Here is a 22,329-nt window from a genome sequence, read left to right as displayed (position 1 = left end):
CCGCCGCATCTCGATGACGCCGAGATCGCGGCGAAGCTCCACGATATCGAACCCCATCCGCTTGAACACGTCGCTGATGGCGGCCGCGTCGCTGTCGGGATTGGCCAGCCGCGCGACGCTCTGGTAGTTGGACACACCAAGGACCAGCGCCACTCGCTTGTCGGCCTGCGCGGTCGTCGCCGCTGCCAGCATCAGAGCAATCGCCAGCGCAACACGGCCGGCCAGACGCTGCAGGCGTGACATCGGAGCCGGGAGGATCAATCCGACCATGGTGCAGGCTTCATTCCGTCAAGGAGCCCTAGGCTGGCTCCGGGATGATTTCGAGGGTCTCCTCCCGTAAGTCAACCCGTCTGTGGCCTATCTCACTTCCCGGTGCCGCCGTGGGCGTCAGGCCAAACCTCCGGCGGCATGACTGCGGCCGACGAAGCTCGACCTGATCAAGGAGCCGTATCAGCAGTTCTACAAGAACAATGCCGGTACCGCGCATCTGGTGCAGCGACTGCCGGGCCCGCCCATGCCGCCGGACGAGCCAGTGCGACGAAGCAGTAGGCATCGCGTCGGGAACGCCAGACCGATGCCTTGCGCCCCCATGATTATGGGTGTCGCGGCGCCCGCACCGCGGCTAAACTTGGCCCTGCGCCGCGGGGGACACGCGGTGCAGGACGACGATGATCATGACCGAACAGGGCGAGACGGGTGAAGCCATCACCATCCTCCTCGTCGAGGACGACGCGCCGACCTGCTGGCGGCTCCAGGACGCGCTGGTCAAGGCCGGCTACGAGGTGCGAAGCGCCGGTACGCTGGGAGAGGCTCGTTCGGCGCTGAGCGCGGCTGTGCCGCGCGTGCTGCTCACCGATCTGCGGCTGCCCGACGGCCACGGCGTCGAGCTGATCCGCGAGACAAGGCAACGCTTTCCCGACACCGAGATCATGGTGATCTCGGCGCTCGGCGACGAAGAAAGTGTGATCTCCGCGATCACGGTTGGCGCCACCGGCTATCTCCTGAAGGATGCGTTCCCCACTGATATCGCCACCACCGTGCGCGATCTTGTCGCCGGCCATTCGCCGATCTCGGCCTCGATCGCCCGCTTCATCGTGCGCAGGACGCAAGGTTCCGCGCAGAATGCGGCCGAGCCTCCGCCGGGCCCCGCGCTCAACACCGCAAGGCTCACCCCACGCGAGATCGACATCCTCTGGGGCATTGCCAAAGGTTTCAGCTACGCCGAGATCGCAAGCCATCTCGGCCTGTCCCGGCAGACCGTGCCCGGCCACATCAAGAACATCTATCGCAAGCTCGAAGTGCACACCCGCAGCGAAGCGGTGTTCGAAGCGGTGCAGCAGGGCCTGATCAAGCTGTGAGCGAGATCGTGGCCAAGGCACCGGTCAAACCCGGGCGGCGCCGGCTGCTGGTCTCGCGTCTCGTGCCCTATCTGCTGCTGCAGGCGCTGATAGTGGTCGCGACCGTCCTCGGGCTGCGGCTGCTCCAGCCCAGCGACCCCGACGACTTTGCGCTGAGCGAATTCTCGCTGCGCGAGGACGGCGTGGCACGTCCCGTGACGCTGCCGCATTTCACGTCGTCACGCTATTCCCTGGCCGACCCGCCGCTCTACACCGGCGCCTTCACGTTCCGCCGCGGCGATGTCGCGTCGGGATGGTCGGTATTCCTGCCGCGCTTCAGCAACGCGGTGGAAGTCTCAATCAACGGCGTCGTCATCCTGGATTCCCGACGCGATGCCAACGCCAACCGACCCGACCGCAACACTCCGCAAATCGGGGCGATCCCGTCCTCGCTGCTGCGCGAGGGCACGAACGAGATCGCGGTACGGCTGTTGGTTTGGGGACCGCTCAAGGGCTTTCTCGACACCGTCTATGTCGGGCTGGATGCGGCCTTGCGGCCGGCCTACGAGACACGCACGCTGATGTTCGTCACGTTGCCCGTGGTGTTCTCCGCCTGGCAGTCGATCCTCGCCGTCATCCTGGCGATCATGTGGCTGATGCGCCGCCGCGAGCCGGTTTACGGCGTGCTGGCCGTGGCGATGGTACTCGGCGTAGTGCAGGCCTTTGCGCCGCCACCGGTGCCCCCCTCAACACGTCCCGGCTCGCCGCGGTATTGCTCGCGTCCGCACCGATCGAGAGCGCCCTGGTCGTCGTCTTCGGCGTGCTGTTCTTCGGCTGGCGCTGGCCGCGCTACGGCATGCTGCTGTTCGCGCCGGGGCTCGTCGTGTTCGGCGTCGGACTGATCGCCGGCCCGCCGCTGCCGCGCATTCTGTTTCTCCTGCTTGGCATTCCTACCGTCGGTCTCTGCCTGCTCCTGATGGCCTGCGTCACCGCTGCCGCGGTGGTGCGGCGGCAGGACGCGGCAAGCTTCACGCTCGGCTGCGCGGTGACCATCGTGCTGATCTGCTGGGTCCACGACATGCTGTCGGTGTTCGAGATCGTGACCGACGAGCGCATCTTCCTCTCGCGCCTGTCCTACTCGGCGATGCTGGTCGCGATCGGCGCCGGCTTGACCTGGCGGTTCGCGCGCGCGCTGAACCAGGTCGACAGCTTTGCCGACCAGCTCGTGACGCGCGTACGTGAGGCCGAGGAGCGGCTGAAGGCGAGCTTTGCCCGCGAGGAGGAGCGCGCAAGGGCAGCCGCGCTCGCCAATGAGCGCACGCGGCTGATGCGCGACCTGCATGACGGCCTCGGCGGCCAGCTCATCAGCATCGTGGCACTGTCCGAGCGCGGGCACGAGGGCGCGACCATCACCGACGCTGCCCGTGCGGCGCTGAAGGACCTCCGCCTCGTCATCGACTCCATGGACGACATCGGCGGCGACCTGATGCTCGCACTCGGCTCCTGGCGCGAGCGAGCGACCGCGCAATTGCGACCGCACGACATCGCGCTCGACTGGCACGTGGCCACGCCGCAGGGGCTGCCGCTGCATCCCGAGCTCAGGCCATGGCATGTCATCCAGATCGTGCGCATCCTCGACGAGGCCGTGACCAATGCGGTCAAGCACGCACAGGCCCGCCGCATCGCGGTCACCATCGAGACGGTCGACGAAGGTCAGGGGCCGTTCGGTGTGATCAAGGTCGCGGATGATGGCAAGGGCTTTGCGAACGGTTCTGCGCCGGTCGGCAGCGGCAGAGCCACCGACGCGGGCCAGACCGCGCGGGGGCTTCGCAACATGAGGAGCCGTGCCGCGCGCTGCGGGGCGATGCTCGATCTGAGCTCGGATTCCTCAGGCACGCGCGTGCAGCTGCAATTGCCGCAGATTTTCCCCGACAGCGGTGCCGCCGTCGGCTGAAAAGCCCCCTCTCCGAACGTGTGGGACGCGCGGAGAGAGGGACGGGCCGGATGATTTGCCTGCGGAAGACGGGGGTTCGTCCGCAATGCTCCTTCGCCCGAACTCTTTCGTCTTTCTCAGCGCACGCCGACGCGATTGACCGGACCACCGCGATTCATCGGCGTGCCCGCGCGCACGCCGACACCGGGCGCACCGACCCCGGGTGTCGCGACCGCGACTGCGGCGGCCGGCGCAGCGACCACTGCCGCTCTCGGCCGCACCACGCAGCCCTTGGGTATGCCGACCGTCTTGCAATAGACCACCGCCTGCGCCGGGCTCGTGCCCAGCGAGACCGTCGCCGCACCTGCCAGCGCCAAAATTGTCAGCCCGGCGCTCAGCGCTCCCGCTCTTTTCGACATCTTGCTCTCCTGCTTCCCGTTCGGCGTCCCGATGCAATCACCGGGTCTCGCGGCCGACGTGCAGCCTGAATGACAAAAGACGGCGCGCTGATACATGCCATGAAAATGGGGGTACGGCGGCGGGAGGGGCTGGCCGATGCCATGAACATGGCATGGACCTGCGCCCGGCGCTCGCGAGATGGTCCGGCCCGCTTGATCCCAGGCGGGACCAACGACATTCCCAAGGAGGTGTTTTATGAAGATCTCGGTTCTTGCCGTGCTGCTGCTCGCCGCTACCGCCCAGACCGCCGCTGCGCAATCCGGTCCGACGCCGCAGGAGCAGATGACCTGCCGAAGCGACGCGAACAAATTCTGCGCCGAACATATCGGCAAGCCGCCACAGATGAATGCCTGCCTGCGCGAGAACAAGTCGAAGCTTTCGGACGGCTGCCGCAAGGTCGTGGAGTCACACGGCGGGTGAGTGCTCGCGTCCACAACACAAATCTCGGCGGCGTCAAAGCCGTCAGGCCATAGACGTCGATGCGCCGGTCATAGGTCGGGCGCGCGCACGACGGCGAGGATGGACGCTAATCGTCGTCGCCGAATAGCCTGATCTGCGGAAAGCCGCCGCGCGGCCTGCTCGGGACCTCGCGCGCATCGGCATCTTCGCGGATGTTGCGCGCGACGTCGTCCCAATCGGTGCGGTCGCGCATCCCACGCGGATCGCGGAAATCGTAGTGGCGGCGCTCGGCCCAGCGCTCACGGCGCTCCGTCCGGCGCCGTTCAGACGTGGCGCGCTTGACGTCAGAATCCCTGGCCTTGGCATAGGCGTTGTCGGATGAGGATGACGGCTCTGTCGATGCTTGCCGCTCGGCAGGCTTTGCGACTTGCGGAGGCGACGCCGGTGGCGGTTTCGGGGGCTCCACCGCTGCCGCCTGCGAAGGCTGTTGCGCTGGCTGTTCAGCGTTGGCTTGAGTGGTCTGCGTGTCGGGCTTCACCGCTTCGGACTTTGCCTCAGGCTTGGACTCGGCCTTGGCGTCGGATTTGGCTTCGGCCTGCGCTGGCGCGGCGACCATGGCGCCGAAGGCTTGCGAGCCGGTGAGATATTGCAGGCGCTCGGATGGCGCTTCCGTCGTGGCGGGCTTGGCGTCAGCGCGCTGCGCGATCTTGCTGGTATCAGGCCCCTGCTTGGGCGAGACCGGATTCATGATATTGCCGGCGACAATGCCGCCGCCGAGACCAATGGCGATGGCTGCGACGATGGTTCCTGCACCGACGAAATAGGCTGTCGAGGCGCGCATTGGTCCACTCCCTCTTTGGAGCGGGCAACGCTTGTCAATTGCAGGATGTTCCCGATATAGCCGCAGTTCCGGAAGGAACTTGCGCGTCAGATCTGCTGCGCCACCTTCTCGAGCCCAATGATGCGGGCGAGCTTGCGCACTTCCTCTTTCTGGTCGTCACGCAGCTGGAACAGCAGCGGCATCGCGGCCGACTTCAACTGCTGGACCTCGTCGCAATTGGGATCGATCGGCACGCCCTGCACGTTCGGATTGGACAGCTTGTTTGCCGAGATCTTGCGGACAACGTTGCGCAGCGCGGTCTCGACCGACGGCCAGTAATATTCCTGCGACGACGACAACTTCAGACGGTCCCTGATGCCCGCAATCTGTACGTCGGACAACAGCGAATAGGATTTCTGCGGCTGCGGCTTGGCGACGACCTTCGGCTTGGCCGGGACTTCGACGGCAGGAATCTCTGCAGCGGCCGGAGCCTCGTTCACGCTCGCCTTGGGCATCGGGAAATCGGATGGCGTGGCGGCGGCAAACGCCTGACGCAGCGGCTCGGTCAGCACGGGCATTTGCGAGAGCTTGTCCGCCGGAACCTGAACCGGGTCGATGGCGGCCGAGGCTAGCGCCAGCGTCGGAACCAGACGGTCGGCCTTGGCGGCCCGATTGGTTGCAAGCAGCTTGGGCGCCGGCGCCTGCGTGATCATTTCGGCGCTGACGCTGGGCACGCTATCGCGGCCGAGAATGGCGGTGGTGGCGGCGCCGAGGACGAGGAAGCAGGTCAGCACGACGATGGTGATGGCTTTCGACAAACGTCTCTCCGCAACCGGCTTCAAGTCCACGTGATCACTGCCCGCAAACTGGGCGAAAATTAAGGCTTAACCGTGCCATCGCGGCGGCAATCGCGCGGACTGCGGCGACATGATCTGGAAAGGTCAACAAAATCAAGCAGCTAGCGCCAGATCGTAAGCGTCCTGGATGTCGGCCACGATCTCCGAGGCCTCCCAGACTCCACGCGGCTCGACCGATTGCAGCGCCACCGTCCAATTGCCGCCCCGGCGGGTGCGGGGGACGCTGACGATGTCGAAGCGAACATTGCGGCACAGCGGGTGGCGGGCCAGCGCATGGGCCACGCGAACGCGAATTTCGTCCAGCGAAGCCGCCGTCTTGGCGTTGAGAAAGTCGAAGTCCATCGCCTGTCCCTCTCGGTCCTGATTGGCGCCTGAGGGAATTCTGGGCGATCGATGGTTAATCTGCCGTTAAGTGACCGCTTCTAAGGAGCGCTCGACTAACTGTGATGGAGGGGACGGGCCCTGTCGGTCTCCGGTTTTTACGGGGAGAGGCGGCCACCCGCCTCTCGATACTCCGCGACCGTCCGCGCGACGAGATCGTTGGCCTCCATCACTTCGGTTACACCCGATATCGAATGCCCGCCGCTCCAGATATCGCGCCAGCGCTCGGGTCGGCTCTCGCGCGCGTTGACTTCGATGTCCTTGCCGACGTCGATTGCACCGCGCGCCGGCAGATCGTCGGGGTCGAGACCGGCTGCCAGGATCGACGGCTTGAGCATGCTGGTCTGCAGGCCCGTGAACGCGGTGGTCAGCAAGATGTCGTCCGCGCTGCCGTCGACCAGCATTTGCTTGTGACGCTCATCCGCCATGCTCTCCCGCGTCCCGATGAACTTCGTACCCATGTAGCCGAGATCGCAGCCGAGCACTTCGGCCGCGCGCAATGCGTGGCCGTCGCTGATGCCCCCCGCGAGCACGATGATGCCATCGTAGAACGCACGCACCGCGCGGACGAAGGCGAACGGGTTGAGCCAGCCGGTTTGCCCGCCCGCGCCGGCGGTAAGCAGCACGAGCCCGTCGGCACCTGCTTCCGCCGCGCGTTCGGCGTGGCGGATCGAGGCAACATCCGCAAGCACCAATGCGCCGACGTCGTGCAGCGGCTTGAGCACCGTCGTGGGCGAGCCGACCGAGGTGATGACGATCTCCGGCCTGTGGTGCAGCAACACGGCGAGATCCTGCTCCAGCCGTGCATTGGAGCGGTGCACGATCAGGTTTGGGCAAAGCGGCGCGGCCTTTCGGCCGGTTTGATCTTCATGCCGCCGCAGCCGCGCTTCGATGTCGGTGAGCCATTCATCGAGTTGTTCGGTGCTACGGCAATTCGCGGTGGGGAAGCTGCCGATCACGCCGTTGCGGCAGGCCGCGACCATGAGCTCGACGCCCGACACCAGAAACATCGGCGCGGCAATCAGCGGCAGGGCGAGACGACCGTGGAAATGTTGCAGCCGATCTGACGTCACGCGTGCCTCCCTCGCGCGGGCTTAGTCGTTCCATCCCGCATTCCCTGTGCTAGCGTCGCGGTAAACATTGGCACGCCGGAAGCCGATAACAAAGCAGCGAGGAAACATATGTCCGATCCGCTCCATGCATCGTCCCCGACTTGCGCGCAGGCGCTGCGGGCGCTGTCGCGCTATCCGGGCCGAACCGCGTTCGCGTGGCCCGGCGGATCGCTGAGCTATCAGGGCACCATCGACCTGATCGGGCGCATCCAGGGCGTGTTCATGCGGCTTGGATTGCAGCCCGGCGCGCGGGTCGCCTTCCTCACCGCGAACCGCGCCGACACCTGGTGCGCCGGCGTTGCCGCGCAATTGTCGCGGCTCTGCGTCACCTGGCTGCATCCTTTGGGATCGCCGGGAGACCAGATGTTCCAGCTCGAGGATTCCGAGGCCGAGGTGCTGGTGGTCGATGCGGCCGCCTTCCACGATCGCGGCGGCGAGCTCGCCGCGCAGGCGACCTGGCTCAAGGCGGTGTTCACCACGGGACCGGCCAACTATGGCGTCGATCTCTTGCAGGCGATCGAGATCGAAGGCCATGCCAGCGCGCATTGCCTCGCCCGACCCGACGACCTCTCCACGCTGAATTACACCGGTGGCACCACCGGCAAATCCAAGGGCGCGTTGCGCTACCACCGCGAAAATGCCGGAGCCGCGGCCGCGATCCTCGCCGACTTCGAGATTCCCGATGGCGCGCGCTACCTCGCGGTGGCACCGATCAGCCATGTCGCCGGCACGAAAGTGCTACCGACCTTGATGCGGGGCGGCACCGTGCACATGCTGAAGGGTTTCGATCCCGAGGCGGTGCTGGGGACTATCGCACGCGAGCGCATCAACTTCACGCTGTTCGTGCCGACCATGGTCTATGTGCTGCTCGATCATCCCGCATTGAGCAGGACCGACCTCTCCTCGCTCGAGCTGGTGCTCTACGGCGCCTCCGCGATGTCGCCGAGCCGGCTGGTCGAGGGCATCGAACGGATCGGGCCGGTGTTCTCGCAGCTCTACGGCCAGACCGAATGCTACCCAATCTCGGTGCTGCGCAAGGCGGATCACGATCCCAAAACGCCCGAACTGTTCCTGTCCTGTGGCTTCCCGATCGCGGCGTGCGAGGTCAAGATCCTCGACGACAACGACCAGGAGGTGAAGACGGGCGAGGCCGGCGAAATCTGCGTGCGCGCTCCGCATGCGATGGCGGAGTACTGGAAGCGGCCCGACACCACCGCCGAGACGCTCAAGAACGGCTGGGTGCACACCGGCGACATCGCTCGTAAGGACGATCGCGGCTACATGTTCATCCTCGACCGCAAGAAGGACATGATCATCTCCGGCGGCTTCAACATCTTTCCGCGGGAAATCGAAGACGTGCTGTCACAGCACGCCGATGTGGCCATGGTTGCGGTCGTCGGCATCCCCGACGAGAAATGGGGCGAGGCCGTGACCGCTGTCGTCGTCCTGCGCGAAGGCGCAAAACCTGACGCCGATGAACTGATCAATCTGGTGAAGACGCGAAAAGGCTCGGCTCATGCACCGAAGCAGATCCAGTTCGTCAAGCAACTCCCGATGACCGGCGTCGGCAAGGTCGACAAGAAGATGCTGCGCGCGAGCTTTTGGAGCGGGCGGGGCCGGATGGTGGGATAGATAAGGTGCCTCACCGCTTCTCGATCACCAGGCTTTGCACGGCTCGGCCGAAATAGCCCTGCCGGTCGGCGAGCCGCGACATCGCAAGCCCGGCACCATCGGGGCCGATCCAGGAATCACCGTCGAGCAGGATCCATTCGCCGACCGGCTGGCGCGCAAAGCTCACGGTGAGGTCAGCGTTGATGTAGGTCCAGGCGCGGAAATCGAGCGACGAGGCGGTGCCGTTGGAAAAATCGGCCGCGACCACGGCGCGCGTCGCCTGGGAGAGCGGTTCGCCCGCGATCAGGGGATGGTCGACGCGAAACCAGATCGCGCCGGCGCCGGCTTGCCCGAAGCGGCCGCGCGCAGCGCGCATCGAGACTGAACGTACGAACGGGCTGGTAGCGGCATGACCGTCCTCGAGCAGCGAGTCCTCCGGCGACGGCAGCGTAACCGGCAGCGCCTTGACGTGCTCGGGCAGCGTCAGCGCCTGGCGCTTGATCTTGAGCACGGTGGCGCCGACCACCTGGACGCCGTCGGCGAGCAGCTTGACTCCGCAGAGCTGGATCTTGCGGCCCTCGCGCAAGATCTCGGTCGCGATCGTGAGTGGTGCCACCGGCACCGGGCGCATCAGGTCGATGGTGACGCGCGCGATGTCCATTGCAACTGGCGTCGGAATGCGCTCAGCCGCCCACGTCACCAGCGCGGCCGGCGCCGAACCGTGCTGCATACGCCGGTCCCACGGGCCCGCGGCATCCGGGCTGGTGACGACGCTGTCGCCGTCGATGCGGTAGATGGGAGGCATCGTTTCTCCGTGATGCACATTCGGTGCTGAGCAAAAGCTGTCGTCCCGGCGAAGTTCACAACGGCGGATCGACCGCCTCGTCGTATTCCTTCTTGAAGCGCGCGATCATTTCGGCGGCTGGCACGATGCCGTCGATGCTGCCGACGCCCTGGCCCGAACCCCAGATTTCCTTCCAGGCTTTTGGCTTGGCGCGCTCGCCGGAGGCGTCGGTGCCGAAGTTCATCTTGGAGGGATCTGACGTCGGCAGGTTCTCCGGATCCATACCGGCGGCGAGAATCGACGGCTTCAGATAGTTGCCGTGCACGCCGGTGAACAGGTTGGAATAGACGATGTCGTCAGCCGTCGCGCCCGCGATCATCTCCTTGTATTTGTCGACGGCATTGGCTTCCTTGGTGGCGATGAAGGCCGAGCCGATATAGGCAAAGTCGGCGCCAAGTATGCGCGCGGCGCGGATCGCCTTGCCGTTGCCGATCGCGCCCGACAGCGCGATCGGGCCGTCGAACCATTTTCGCGTCTCGGCGACGAACGCCAATGGCGAGATCGTGCCGGCATGGCCGCCGGCGCCCGCGGCGACCAGGATCAGGCCGTCGGCGCCCTTCTCGATCGCCTTGTGCGCAAACTTCTGGTTGATCACATCGTGGAAGACGATGCCGCCCCAGCCGTGCACGGCCTGATTGAGCTCCTCGCGTGCGCCGAGCGAGGAGATAATCATCGGCACCTTGTACTTGGCGCAAAGCTGCATGTCGTGATCGAGCCGGTTGTTCGACTTGTGCACGATCTGGTTGACCGCAAACGGCGCCGACGGCTTGTCGGGATGCGCGCGATCATAGGCCGCGAGCTCTTCGGTGATGCGCGCCAGCCACTCGTCAAGCAGCTCCGGCGGCCGCGCGTTCAGCGACGGAAACGAGCCGACCACGCCCGCCTTGCACTGCGCGATCACGAGATCGGGCACCGAGATGATGAAGAGCGGCGAACCGATCACGGGGATCGACAGGCGTCCCTTGAACAAGGCAGGCATGGACATTGCGAGACGATCCTCTGTTGGCGGTCACATCGAAGTTGGGAGCCATACCAACAAGGCAATCTTTCCACTGTCAAGTATTGCGTTTTAGCGCCGTGGAGGGACGCCGTTACCGCAATTCCAAGCCGCGGAATTCAGCGCGGACCGACGACATCACGCAAGCAAATCCGGATTGATCAGCCGCTCGAACGAGAACATCTCGTCCCATTTCTCCTGGGTCAGCAGCTTGCGCTCGACGACGACGATCTGATGCAGCGACTTGCCGCTCTTGTAGCCCTCGCGCGCGATCTCGGCGCATTCCTTGTAGCCGAGCAGCGGCTTCAGCACCGTGACGATACCGAGCGAATTCAGCACCATGTTGCGGGTGTGCTCCTCGTTGGCAGTGATGCCGACGACGCAATTCTCACGCAGGCTGTTGACCGCGCGCTCCATGGTGCGGATCGAGAAGAACAGCGCGAACGAGATCACCGGCTCCATCACATTGAGCTGGAGCTGACCCGCGGACGCCGCGAGCGTCACGGTGGTGTCGAGCCCGATCACGAGGAAGCTAGTCTGGTTGACGACCTCGGGGATGACAGGATTGACCTTGCCGGGCATGATCGAGGAGCCCGGCTGAAGCTGCGGCAGGTTGATCTCGTTGAAGCCGGCACGCGGGCCCGAGGCGAGCAGGCGGATGTCGTTGCAGATCTTGGTCAGCTTGCTCGCGGTGCGCTTGAGCACGCCGGAGAGCTGCACATAGGCGCCTGTATCCGACGTCGCCTCCACGAGATCGCCTGCTAGGATGAAGTCGACGCCGGTGAGCGCGCTCAGATGCCGGACCGCGAGCTTGGGATAGCCGTGCGCCGCGGTGACGGAGGTGCCGATCGCGGTGGCGCCGAGATTGATCTCGCGCAGCAGCGCGCGGGCCTCGGAGATTCGATCGACCTCCTCGCCCATGGTGGTGCCCCAGCCGCGGAATTCGGCGCCGAGCGACATCGGCACCGCGTCCTGCAAATGGGTGCGGCCCATCTTCAGCACGCGCTCGAACTCCCTGCCCTTGGCGAAGAACGCCTCCTGGAGCTGACGCAGCGCCGTCATGTAGCTCTCGAGCCGCAGGATCAGCGCCAGCCGAAAGGCGGTCGGATAGGTGTCGTTGGTGGACTGGCCGTAATTGACGTGATCGTTGGGGCTGACGTGCTGGTAGTCGCCCTTGGCAAAGCCGAGCGATTCCAGCGCGAGATTGGCGATCACCTCGTTGGCGTTCATGTTGGTGGAGGTGCCGGCCCCGCCCTGGATGAAGTCGGTGACGAACTGGTCCATCATATCGCCGGCGATGACGCGATCGCAGCCCACGATGATGGCTTCCGCGACTTTGGTGTCCACCGCGCCGAGATCGCGGTTGGCCATGGCGGCGGCCTTCTTGACGTAACCAAGCGCCTTCACGAAGTAAGGCTCCTGGTTCATCGGAATGCCGGTGATGTGGAAGTTCTCCTTCCCGCGGATGGTCTGGACGCCGTAATAGATGTCGTCGGCGATCTCACGCTGTCCGAGGAAGTCCTGCTCCGTGCGGCTCATGGGCGCTCCTTGCTTGCTCGCGCGACGTCCTCAGTTCTGGCACAGCGCGCTGGTGACGAAGGTATCAGTGCGGCAGTCATCCGGTTTGCGTTGCCTGCCCGGGATCAGAACCTTGGCCGAGCACTTTTCCGCGGAGTCGGCATTCAGGCTCTTGCCTTCCGTGTAGCCCTTGCTCTGGCAGAGTTTGTCGGCGGCGAGCTTGCAGTCGGGCGCGCCGTTCGACGAGGCCGGACAGGCCACGCGTCCCGACACCATGGTCGACGGCTTCGCCAGGCGCGACAAATCGTTCATGGTCTCGCTCGGGCTTTTGATCGGCGGCAGGATCGAGGGCAGCTTTTCGAACAGCTTGCCCATTTCGTTGATCAGCCCGGGGTTTTCCTCGTGCGCCGGCGGCGACGAAGGAGCTGTCGAGGGCGCCGGTGCGGCCTGCGGTCCTTGCTCCTGCAAGCCGAGCGCCGGCGGTGCGGATTGCGGCCATCCGGTACCGCCGGCAGCGAGCAGGACCGAAAGCGCCGCAAATGTCAGCGTGCCCAGTCGCAGGACCGGATTGCCGGATCGAAGCATCATGGCGGCAACCGTAGCCGAACGAGGCGCGGTGGCAAAGCGCCTTGGGCGTTAGATCAATTTGATTGCGACGACAAAGCCGAGCACGAGCACCGCGGCGCCGATTGCCACCACCAATCCGAGATGCTTCTCGATCTTGATCCGGATCCAGTCGCCGTAGCGGTTTAGCAGGATCGCCACGATAAAGAAGCGCCCGCCACGCGCCACGATCGAGCACAGGATGAAGAGCCCGAGATTGTAGCCGGCAAAGCCGGACGTGATGGTCACGAGCTTGTAGGGGATCGGCGTGAGGCCCTTGAGCAGGATGATCACGGCGCCCCATTCGGCATAGGAGGCGCGGAAGGCGTCGACCTTGCCGCCGAGGCCATAGACTTCGATCAGCCAATGGCCGACCGAGTCGAAGAGCAGCGCACCGATAGCGTAGCCCAGAAGGCCACCCAGCACCGACGTCGCAGTGCAGATCGCCGCATAGACCCAGGCGCGTTGCGGGCGCGCCAGTGACATCGGGATCAGCATCACGTCCGGCGGGACGGGAAAGAAGGAGCTTTCAGCGAAAGCCACGGCGCCCATGATCCAGAGCGCGTAAGGCTTGTGAGCGGCGTCGATGCACCAGTCGTAAATACGTTTCAGCATGGCGCCGCGATGAAGCACCATGGGACGGATTTGTCCATGCCGAGATGGGACCGATTTGTGCCAATACTAGTGGCGCTTGCGCGCGGTGCGGCCTTCGAGCGCGACGATTGGCCGCCTGGCGGCGACACGCGGTGACGCAACTTTGGGCAGTTTCATAGCCGACTTCGGCAGTTTCTCGGCGATGCCGAGCATGTCTTCACGCCGCGTCATCTCGCGCCAGACGTCCTCGGGGCGCACGCCGGCCGAGGCCCAGAGCACGGTCAGATTGTAGAGTAGATCTGCGCTTTCCCGGATCACGGCTTCGCTATCGCCGTTGACCGCGTCGATGATGACCTCGATGGCCTCTTCAGCCAGCTTCTTCGCCATTTTTGACGGGCCGCGCTGAAACAGCCGCGCTGTGCGCGATGTTGCCGGATCAAGGTCCCTGGCCGCGAGCACAGCCAGATATAGCCGCTCAAGCGAATCACTCATGTACGCGACGCTACTCTAAACCCATGGCCAGCGCGTTAACGCGCGATAGTAGAGCCCAAAAAGGGGCCGCCGCGGCAAGCACGACGGCCCGTTTGTGGTCAACCTTTTGTTGTGGCCAAAACTAGTAGCAGTTGGTGCGGTGGCCCTGGCCGCAGAGCTCCGACGGAGCCGTGCCGCCGTAACGCTGATACTGGTAGTTCGGGCCGGGTCCGTAATACGGGCCGTCGCCGTAATAGGCAGGGCCGCTGTAATAGGCGGGGCCGCCATAATAGGGGCCATCGTCATAGGCGTAGGCGTTGCGGGTCGCGGCGATCGCAAGACCGGTGCCGACGATGCCGGCAAACGCTGCAGCAGCCGCCGCGCCACCGCCGCCACCATGCCAATGACGGCCGCCCGCGTAGGAAGCGGTCGGGGTTATTGCGGTCAGCGCCAGCACCGCGGCGGTAGCGAGAACGGCCTTACGGCCGGCAAATCCTGAAAATCTGTCAAACATGTCCTGGACCCTCCTTGGGACCTCGAATGGTGCCTGATGACAGGCTCGTGTCTCTCAAACACCCGCATCCCATGTTGGGTTCCCCAACCCCAACACAAGCTGAACGGGGTTGCGTGATCGTGACGCAACCGCCGCTCATCCGCCGTTCATGTTGGCGCGAACAAGCTTGTCGCCAGCCGGCGCTCCGAGCGTCACCAAGCCATAACAACACCGGACCGGCGCGACTGATGTTCGAATTCACGACAATTGCTCTTCGCGGTCTGCTGGCCGCTGCAATCTCGCTTGCGGTGCTGACTGCGCGCGATGCTACCGCGGCCGAGACCGTCGTGCCCTCCATTGCGATCCACTTCACCTTCGACCGCCCGATCGATGCGAGCATGGCGCCGTTCTTTCTTGCCGCCAAGGACGGCAGCTTCGGCGCCGAACGTCTCAACGTCTCCTTCAGCAGCGCGGCCGGATCGCCGGAGGCGCTTGCGCGCGTCGCCAAGGGCAACAGCGAGCTCGCGCTCGTCGACATCAACGAGCTGATCCGCTTCCGCGACAAGGATGCGACCCCGGTCAAGGCGGTATTCGTGCTGTTCAACCGCGCGCCCTACGCGATCGTCGCCCGCAGGAGCCGCGGCATCCACCTCCTGCCCGACCTGGACGGCAAAACCGTCGGCGTTGCCGATAGCGATCTGTCGATGCGGCTGTGGCCGGCGCTGGCGCAGCAGAACGGCATCGACACGGCTCACGTGAAATTCCACAAGATCAGCGCCGCGGTGCGCGAGCCGATCCTCTCCGCGGGACAGGTCGATGCCGTCGCCGGCTTCAGCTATCTCTCGGCAGTGAACCTGCGCGACCGCGGCGTGCCAGGCGGCGATCTCGTCGCGCTTCGCTATGCCGATTATGGTTGCGAGGCCTATGGCTTTGCCGTCGTGGTCAACCCGGCTTTCGCCGCGGCCAAGCCGGACACCGTGAAGGGATTCGTCCGCGCATTGATCGCCGGCATCAACGCGACCGTCAAGGACCCGGCGCGTGCGGCGGACGAAGCCGCGAGCCGCATCGACGGCGGCGATCGCGATCTTGAGCTGGAGCGGCTGCGCACCGTCCTCGTCGACAACATCCTGACGGACGAGGTCCGTCGCAACGGCCTCGGCGACATCGACCCGGCGCGCATGGATCGCGCGATCGACCAGATCGGGCAGGATTTCAAATTCCGCAACCGGCCGGCGGCGGGCGACATCTTCGACAGCGGGTTCTTGCCGCCAGTTGCAGGGCGGTTGATCAACTGAGCAAAACCGACAGCTTCCGCTATATCTCACGGGCGATCCCTGATTAGAGTATGCGCTCACTCCGTTCCAGCCGCCCGAGCTCCTCGCCCATGCCCATTCTCCGCCTCTACACCCGCGTTCTCGAGCTGCTCGGTAAGGAGGCACGGCTGGGCTGGCTGCTTGCGGTCGTCAATCTCCTGCTTGCGGGCTCGCAATTCGCCGAACCGGTGCTGTTCGGCCGGATCGTCGATGTGCTCTCCGGCAAGACGGTCGCAGGCTCCAACTCGGCCTGGCCGTTCCTGGTTGCATGGGTCGCGTTCGGACTGTTCACCATCGTCTGCAGCGCGGTCGTAGCGTTGCAGGCCGACCGGCTCTCCCACCGCCAGCGGCAGGCGGTCCTGACGGACTATTTCGAGCACATCCTGCAGCTGCCTCTGACCTTCCATTCGGGCACCCATTCGGGCCGGTTGATGAAGGTGATGCTGAACGGCACAGATGCGCTGTGGCGGTTATGGGTCGGCTTCTTTCGAGAGCATTTTGCCGCGATCCTCTCGGTCGTGGTGCTGCTGCCGCTATCGCTCTACCTGAACTGGCGGCTTGCAATCCTGCTGTTCGTGCTCTGCATCGTCTTCACCGCGCTGACCACCTTCGTGGTGCGCAGAACCTTCGGCATGCAGATGGAGGTGGAGGAGCACTACAGCGAGCTCTCCGCGCGCGCGTCCGACGCCCTTGGCAACGTCGCGCTGGTGCAGAGTTTCGTCCGCGTCGAATCCGAGGTGAAGGGCCTGCGCTCCGTCGCCGACGAGTTGCTAGCGGCGCAAATGCCGGTGCTGTCGTGGTGGGCACTCGTCACCGTCATCACGCGCGCCTCCACCACGATCACCGTGCTCGCGATCTTCACTTTCGGCATCGCGCTGCACGACCAGGGGCTGACCTCTGTCGGCGAGATCGTCATGTTCGTGAGCTTCGCGACGCTTCTGATCCAGAAGCTGGAGCAGGTCGTGAGCTTCATCAACAACGTGTTCATGGAAGCCCCGCGCCTGCGCGAGTTCTTCAACGTGCTCGATGCGGTTCCTGCGGTGCACGACCGGCACGACGCGATCGATGCGGGTCGGCTCTCCGGCCTCGTCGAATTCAACGACGTCACCTTCTCCTATGACGGCAAGCGGCCGGCGGTCGAGGACCTCTCCTTCACCGCGCTTCCCAGCCAGACCATCGCACTGGTCGGCGCGACGGGCGCCGGCAAGTCGACGGCGATTGCGCTGCTGCATCGCGCCTTCGATCCGCAGTCCGGCTTCATCAGGATCGACGGCATGGACGTGCGCGGGGTGACGCTGACATCGCTGCGGCGGAACATCGGCGTGGTCTTTCAGGAGGCGCTGCTGTTCAACCGCTCGATCGCGGAGAATTTGCGCGTCGGCAAGCCGGACGCCACCGAGGCCGAGATGCGCAAGGCGGCGGAGCGCGCGCAGGCGCTCGAATTCATCGAGCGCAGCGGCGGCTTCGAGACCAATGCCGGCGAGCGGGGCCGGATGCTGTCGGGTGGTGAGCGCCAGCGGCTGTCGATCGCACGTGCACTGCTGAAGGATCCGCCGATCCTGATCCTGGACGAGGCGACGAGCGCACTCGACGCCGTCACCGAGGCCAAGGTGAATACCGCTCTCGACGAAGTGATGAAGGGCCGCACCACCTTCGTGATCGCCCACCGTCTCTCCACCATCCGCAATGCCACGCGTATCCTGGTGTTCGAGAACGGGCGCGTGATCGAAAGCGGAACTTTCGATGAACTCGTGGCCAAAGGCGGCCATTTCGCCGACCTCGCCAGGGCTCAATTCATGGTTCAGGAGAACGCACGGGCCAGCGTGACAGCGGCTGAGGCTGCCGCGACGGCCGCCAAGTCGCCTTAACAAGCCGCCTTGGCAAGTCCCCATCGTATCGTCGAAATTCGGCCCATTTCATTGCGGAATACCCGGCTGATGCCCCTATTCCCGACGCACCAGCCGGTATAGGTTTGCGGCGCCGCAAGCGGCGGCGCTGGATTTCAGAACCGAACATCAGATCACGAGAGCCGACCGGAACCGGCGGGTCTCCAAGGACCGGAATCGGATAGTGCACGCTCTTCGCCCGCTGCTTCGTCAATCCCTGTTCAACCTGTTCGCCGCGGCACTCGCGTGTGCCGCGTTGCTCGCGCCGCGCGCGGCGAGCGCCGAAGCGCTGCTCCTGATCGAGGCCGATAGCGGCAAGGTGCTGCAGGCGGAGAACGCGACCATTCCCTGGTATCCGGCTTCCGTCACCAAGATCATGACCGCCTATGTGACGCTGAAGGCGGTCAAGGACGGCAAGCTCACACTCGACACACTGCTCACGGTTTCGCCGACGGCAGCCTCGCAGTCGCCCTCGAAGATGGGCTTTCGCCCGGGAACGCAGCTTACCGTCGACAACGCGCTCAAGATGATGATGGTGAAATCGGCGAACGACATGGCCGTCGTGCTCGCCGAAGGCGTTGGCGGTTCGATCGATGGTTTCTCGGCGCTGATGAACGACACGGCGCAGAAGCTCGGCATGACGCAGACGAGCTACGTCAATCCGAACGGCCTGCCCGCCGACGGACAGATCACCTCCGCGCGGGATCTTGGCATTCTCGCGCGCTCGTTCCTGCGCGACCTGCCCGAGTACGAGTACTTCGTGCACATTCCGGCAATCCGCTTCGGCAAGCGCGTCACCGGCAATTTCAACAAGCTGATCGGCCGCTATCCCGGCGCCGACGGTTTCAAGACCGGCTTCATCTGCGCCTCCGGCTACAATCTCGTCGCGTCGGCCACCCGCAACGGCCGCCGGCTGATCGCCGTCGTGCTGGGCGCCAACTCCGGGACCGCGCGCGCGGTGAAGGCGGCGCAGCTGCTGGAGCGCGGCTTCTCGCAAGATAATCTCACCTGGCTCCGCCCCTCGCTCGGCACCGTTGACAAGCTGGTCCCGGTCGACGCCTCGCCGCCGAACCTGCGTGACGACATGTGCGGCGGCCATCGCAAGCGGCCGGCCAGCGACGATGACGACGCGCTGATCGCGGCCAATGGCGGCACGTCCGGGTCCGCCTCGGCCACCGGCGGCGAAGCCCAAGTCACCTTCTTCACGGCCGGGCTTCAGCCGCCTCTGATGAAGGCCTCCGAGCTGATGGCCTCGGCCCCGGCGGCGGCCGAGCCCGTGCTGGTGTATACCGGTCCGACCCGCACCGGGACCGCCCTGATCGCGGCGGTCGCGGCCGATGCCGACCAGCAGGCCACGCCAAAGCCGCGTGGCAAGAAGTCGCGCGTCGCCAAAAAGCCCGACGCGGCAGACAAGCCGAAGGATGCCAAGACGGCGGCGGCGAAGCCCGATGCCAAGACGGCGGCGGCCGCAAAGCCGGCCGACGGCAAGTCCGCAGCTAAGCCGGCCGGTACCAAGCATGCCGCAGCCAAGCCCGATGCGGTGGCAAAGCCTGCGGTGAGCGGCGAGGCGGCCAAGCCCGCCAAGCCCAAGGCCGCGACCAAGCCCGCCAAGCCCGCCAACAACAGTTAACAGCCGACGCGAGGCGAGACCGCGCCGCACTTCGCAGTTGCGGCAGCGCCATTTGCAAGGATTCCGGTAGCCACTCCCTGACGTTTGTCCTAAGCCTCGACCGCTTGCCACCCGTTCCGGCAGGCTCGATACTGACGGCAACGAGGCAAGCCCGAGACACAACGGGCTCTGGTCAATGAGGGGAGTTTCCATGGAGCGCATCTGGCTTAAGCAATATCCGCCCGGCGTCCCCGCCGATATCGAGCCGACGCAATATTCATCGCTGGTCGACCTCCTGGAGGAGAGCTTCGCCAAGTTCGCCGACCGCAAGGCGTTCATCTGCATGGACAAGTCGATCAGCTATCGCGACCTCGACCAGATGTCGCTGGCGATGGCGTCCTATCTGCAAGGGCGCGGCCTGCAACGCGGCGCCCGCGTCGCGATCATGATGCCGAACGTGCTGCAATATCCGGTCGCGACCGCAGCCGTGCTGCGCGCCGGTTTCGCGGTGGTCAATGTCAATCCGCTCTACACGCCGCGCGAGCTCGAGCACCAGCTCAAGGATTCCGGCGCCGAAGCCATCATCGTGCTCGAGAACTTCGCCCACACCGTCGAGCAGGTGATCGCCAAGACGCAAGTCAAGCACGTCATCGTCGGCAGCATGGGCGACCTGCTCGGCTTCAAGGGAGTGATCGTCAATCTGGTCGTCCGCCGCGTCAAGAAGATGGTGCCGGCATGGTCGCTGCCGGGCGCGGTGTCCTTCAACGACGCGATCTCCGCCGGCCGCTCTCTGGCCTTCAACAAGCCGAAGCTGTCACCCGGCGACGTCGCCTTCCTGCAATATACCGGCGGCACCACCGGCGTGTCCAAGGGCGCCACCCTGCTTCATCGCAACATCGTCGCCAACGTCCTGCAGAACGACGCCTGGCTGCAGCCGGCGATGGCCGCGCCGCCGCATGTCGATCAACTCATGGTCGTTTGCGCGCTGCCGCTCTATCACATCTTCGCGCTGACAGCCTGCTACCTTCTCGCGGTGCGCGCCGGCGGCTGCAATCTCCTGATCCCCAATCCGCGCGACATCCCGGGCTTCATCAAGGAATTGGCGAAGTACCAGGTCAACAACTTCCCTGCCGTGAACACGCTCTACAACGGCCTGATGCATCATCCCGACTTCAAAAAGCTCGACTTCTCCAAGCTGAAGATCTCGAACGGTGGCGGCATGGCGGTGCAGCGCCCCGTCGCCGAGCAGTGGAAGGCCATCACGGGCTGCTCCATCGCCGAAGGCTACGGCCTGTCGGAGACATCTCCGACGCTGACCTGCAACACCACGACCAATCCGGAGTTCAACGGCACTATCGGCATCCCCGTGCCCTCGACCTGGATCTCGATCCGCGACGACGACGGCAACGAGATGCCGCTCGGCCAGCCCGGCGAGATCTGCGCCAAGGGCCCGCAGGTGATGTCGGGCTACTGGAACAGGCCGGAGGAGACGGCCAAGGTGATGACCGCGGACGGCTATTTCCGCACCGGCGACATCGGCATCATGGACGAGAAGGGCTACACCAAGATCGTGGACCGCAAGAAGGACATGATCCTGGTCTCCGGCTTCAACGTCTATCCGAACGAGATCGAGGAAGTGATCGCGAGCAACCCCGGGGTGCTCGAATGCGCCGTCATCGGCATTCCCGATTCCAAGTCGGGGGAGGCGGTGAAGGCGTTCGTGGTCAAGAAGGACCCGAACCTCACGGCGGAGGCCCTGGTCAAGTTCTGCCAGGAGCAGCTGACGGGCTACAAGGTGCCCAAGCACATCGAATTCCGCACCGACCTGCCGAAGACCAATGTCGGCAAGATCCTGCGGCGGCAGCTGCGCGACGAGAAGAAGGCGGAGGCGGCGTAAGCGCCTCTTTCGTTCATGACCGACGACGGCAACATCAGTCCGGCCGGCATCCTCGCCTTCTGGCGCGAGGCCGGCCGCGATGCCTGGTACGAGCGCAACGACGCATTCGACGCGGAGATCAGGCGCCGCTTTCTCGCGCTGTGGCAGAAGGCGGTCGCCGGCGAACTCTCGTCATGGGAGGCGACCGATGAGGGCGCACTCGCGCTCGTCATCGTGCTCGACCAGTTTCCGCGCAACATGTTTCGCGGCACGTCGCAGGCCTTTGCCAGCGATGCGCTGGCGCGCGACGTCGCCCGCCGCGCCATTGCGCGGGGCGCAGATCAAAGGATCGATCCGGTCCTGCTCGAATTCCTCTATTTGCCCTTCATGCATTCCGAGCACCTGCCCGACCAATTGCACTGCGTCGCGCTGTTTCAAAACACCGACAATGCCGAAAATCTGAAATACGCGCGTGAGCACGCCGACATCATCCGGCGGTTTGGCCGCTTCCCCCACCGCAACCATCTGCTCGGCCGCGACACCACCCCGGACGAGCAGGCCTTCCTCGACGGCGGCGGGTTCGCCGGCTGATGACATAACGGTGAAGGGTCCCGCCCTCACCGCCTGCCCTACCGGCAACATTGTGCAGCGCCGCCGCACGGTCTAAAAAGCGGGACCGATTTTCAGGGAGACTGACGATGGCGATCCAGACTGGCGACAAACTGCCCGAGGCGAAATTCCGCGTGATGACGGCCGAAGGCCCGCAGGTGAAGACCACCGACGACATCTTCAAGGGCAAGAAAGTGGCGCTGTTCGCGGTGCCCGGCGCCTATACGGGCACCTGCCACAAGATGCATCTGCCGAGCATTTTCCTCAACGCCTACGCCCTGAAGGACAAGGGCGTCGACACCATCGCCATCGTCTCCGTCAACGACGCCTTCGTCATGAACGCCTGGAAGCGCGATACCGACCAACGCGACGAGGCCATCTTCCTCGCCGACGGCAATGCCGACTTCACCAAGGCGATCGGCATGGAGCTCGACGCCTCCGGCAACGGTCTCGGCATCCGCTCCAAGCGCTATTCGATGCTGGTCGAGGACGGCGTGGTCAAGAAGCTGAACCTCGAGGCGATGCCCGGCAAGGTCGAGGTGTCCGGCGGCGATACGCTGCTCGGGCAGCTGTAAGCTTTAGACGCCGCTTTCAGCCACAAACGACT

General features: G+C 65.0%; 22 protein-coding genes and 1 pseudogene. 10 read left to right on the top strand and 13 right to left on the bottom strand.

Annotation, left to right across the window (positions count from 1 at the left end; all coding sequences use genetic code 11):
- On the bottom strand, positions 1-192 hold a 192-nt coding region (locus IVB32_RS32645; protein ID WP_247412694.1), incomplete at its 3' end, for a caspase family protein.
- Between the two features lie 482 nt (positions 193-674).
- Here IVB32_RS32645 and IVB32_RS32640 point away from each other — a divergent pair.
- Both IVB32_RS32640 and IVB32_RS32635 read left to right on the top strand, forming a co-directional pair.
- On the top strand, positions 675-1,358 hold the full coding sequence (locus IVB32_RS32640) for a response regulator transcription factor (protein ID WP_018453158.1): 684 nt from the start codon (positions 675-677) through the stop codon (positions 1,356-1,358).
- Positions 1,355-3,291 (top strand): annotated as a pseudogene (locus tag IVB32_RS32635) (ATP-binding protein). The gene IVB32_RS32640 and the pseudogene IVB32_RS32635 overlap by 4 nt, the downstream one beginning before the upstream one ends.
- A gap of 116 nt (positions 3,292-3,407) precedes the next feature.
- Here the strand turns inward: IVB32_RS32635 and IVB32_RS32630 are convergent.
- Entirely contained in the window at positions 3,408-3,689 is a 282-nt protein-coding gene (locus IVB32_RS32630; RefSeq protein ID WP_026232471.1) for a hypothetical protein, read from the bottom strand.
- Between the two features lie 235 nt (positions 3,690-3,924).
- Here IVB32_RS32630 and IVB32_RS32625 point away from each other — a divergent pair, with 235 nt between their 5' ends.
- A complete protein-coding gene (locus IVB32_RS32625; RefSeq protein ID WP_018453155.1) occupies positions 3,925-4,149 on the top strand; it encodes a cysteine rich repeat-containing protein in 225 nt (74 codons plus the stop codon).
- Between the two features lie 106 nt (positions 4,150-4,255).
- On the opposite strand, the gene IVB32_RS32620 is transcribed toward IVB32_RS32625, so the two are convergent.
- The 4 genes from IVB32_RS32620 to IVB32_RS32605 form a co-directional block, all read right to left on the bottom strand.
- Positions 4,256-4,969, bottom strand: a complete 714-nt coding sequence (locus tag IVB32_RS32620) for a hypothetical protein (protein ID WP_018453154.1) — start codon at positions 4,967-4,969, stop codon at positions 4,256-4,258.
- Between the two features lie 86 nt (positions 4,970-5,055).
- The gene (locus tag IVB32_RS32615; protein WP_018453153.1) at positions 5,056-5,766 is read right to left on the bottom strand and encodes a hypothetical protein; all 711 of its coding nucleotides are present in this window, start codon (positions 5,764-5,766) and stop codon (positions 5,056-5,058) included.
- Between the two features lie 132 nt (positions 5,767-5,898).
- A complete protein-coding gene (locus IVB32_RS32610; RefSeq protein ID WP_018453152.1) occupies positions 5,899-6,147 on the bottom strand; it encodes a hypothetical protein in 249 nt (82 codons plus the stop codon).
- Positions 6,148-6,284: 137 nt separating this feature from the next.
- On the bottom strand, positions 6,285-7,259 hold the full coding sequence (locus tag IVB32_RS32605; RefSeq protein WP_018453151.1) for a nitronate monooxygenase: 975 nt from the start codon (positions 7,257-7,259) through the stop codon (positions 6,285-6,287).
- A 108-nt stretch (positions 7,260-7,367) separates the two neighbouring features.
- On the opposite strand from IVB32_RS32605, the gene IVB32_RS32600 reads away from it, so the two are divergent.
- Entirely contained in the window at positions 7,368-8,930 is a 1,563-nt protein-coding gene (locus tag IVB32_RS32600; RefSeq protein WP_247412692.1) for an AMP-binding protein, read from the top strand.
- A 10-nt stretch (positions 8,931-8,940) separates the two neighbouring features.
- Here the strand turns inward: IVB32_RS32600 and IVB32_RS32595 are convergent, their stop codons facing one another.
- The 7 genes from IVB32_RS32595 to IVB32_RS32565 form a co-directional block, all read right to left on the bottom strand.
- The gene (locus IVB32_RS32595; RefSeq protein ID WP_247299252.1) at positions 8,941-9,714 is read right to left on the bottom strand and encodes a thioesterase family protein; all 774 of its coding nucleotides are present in this window, start codon (positions 9,712-9,714) and stop codon (positions 8,941-8,943) included.
- A gap of 55 nt (positions 9,715-9,769) precedes the next feature.
- The gene (locus IVB32_RS32590; RefSeq protein WP_018453149.1) at positions 9,770-10,738 is read right to left on the bottom strand and encodes a nitronate monooxygenase family protein; all 969 of its coding nucleotides are present in this window, start codon (positions 10,736-10,738) and stop codon (positions 9,770-9,772) included.
- Positions 10,739-10,888: 150 nt separating this feature from the next.
- Positions 10,889-12,289 (bottom strand): aspartate ammonia-lyase, encoded by a 1,401-nt coding sequence (locus IVB32_RS32585; RefSeq protein ID WP_018453148.1) that lies wholly within the window; start codon positions 12,287-12,289, stop codon positions 10,889-10,891.
- Between the two features lie 30 nt (positions 12,290-12,319).
- Positions 12,320-12,856 (bottom strand): hypothetical protein, encoded by a 537-nt coding sequence (locus IVB32_RS32580; protein WP_018453147.1) that lies wholly within the window; start codon positions 12,854-12,856, stop codon positions 12,320-12,322.
- 48 nt (positions 12,857-12,904) lie between these two features.
- Positions 12,905-13,507, bottom strand: coding sequence for a YqaA family protein (locus IVB32_RS32575; RefSeq protein WP_085385485.1), 603 nt, complete (start codon positions 13,505-13,507; stop codon positions 12,905-12,907).
- Between the two features lie 45 nt (positions 13,508-13,552).
- A complete protein-coding gene (gene hisE, locus IVB32_RS32570) occupies positions 13,553-13,957 on the bottom strand; it encodes a phosphoribosyl-ATP diphosphatase (protein WP_247372343.1) in 405 nt (134 codons plus the stop codon).
- Between the two features lie 121 nt (positions 13,958-14,078).
- Positions 14,079-14,450, bottom strand: a complete 372-nt coding sequence (locus IVB32_RS32565; RefSeq protein ID WP_018453145.1) for a hypothetical protein — start codon at positions 14,448-14,450, stop codon at positions 14,079-14,081.
- 227 nt (positions 14,451-14,677) lie between these two features.
- On the opposite strand from IVB32_RS32565, the gene IVB32_RS32560 reads away from it, so the two are divergent.
- From IVB32_RS32560 to IVB32_RS32535, 6 genes are all read left to right on the top strand, one after another.
- A complete protein-coding gene (locus tag IVB32_RS32560) occupies positions 14,678-15,724 on the top strand; it encodes an ABC transporter substrate-binding protein (RefSeq protein WP_018453144.1) in 1,047 nt (348 codons plus the stop codon).
- Between the two features lie 89 nt (positions 15,725-15,813).
- Positions 15,814-17,610 (top strand): glucan ABC transporter ATP-binding protein/ permease, encoded by a 1,797-nt coding sequence (locus IVB32_RS32555; protein ID WP_018453143.1) that lies wholly within the window; start codon positions 15,814-15,816, stop codon positions 17,608-17,610.
- 202 nt (positions 17,611-17,812) lie between these two features.
- A complete protein-coding gene (locus IVB32_RS32550; protein WP_085361117.1) occupies positions 17,813-19,258 on the top strand; it encodes a D-alanyl-D-alanine carboxypeptidase family protein in 1,446 nt (481 codons plus the stop codon).
- A gap of 190 nt (positions 19,259-19,448) precedes the next feature.
- Positions 19,449-21,134: a long-chain fatty acid--CoA ligase gene (locus IVB32_RS32545; protein WP_018453141.1), complete on the top strand. Its 1,686-nt coding sequence runs from the start codon at positions 19,449-19,451 to the stop codon at positions 21,132-21,134.
- Positions 21,135-21,149: 15 nt separating this feature from the next.
- Positions 21,150-21,704 carry a DUF924 family protein gene (locus tag IVB32_RS32540; RefSeq protein ID WP_018453140.1) on the top strand — a complete coding sequence of 185 codons (555 nt, stop codon included), beginning with the start codon at positions 21,150-21,152 and terminating at the stop codon, positions 21,702-21,704.
- A gap of 107 nt (positions 21,705-21,811) precedes the next feature.
- Positions 21,812-22,297, top strand: coding sequence for a peroxiredoxin (locus IVB32_RS32535; RefSeq protein WP_018453139.1), 486 nt, complete (start codon positions 21,812-21,814; stop codon positions 22,295-22,297).
- Positions 22,298-22,329 lie beyond the last annotated feature (32 nt).

It is taken from the genome of Bradyrhizobium sp. 23 (genome assembly GCF_023073295.1).
GTDB lineage: Bacteria > Pseudomonadota > Alphaproteobacteria > Rhizobiales > Xanthobacteraceae > Bradyrhizobium > Bradyrhizobium canariense_D.
This window is presented reverse-complemented; position numbering and strand designations above follow the sequence as displayed.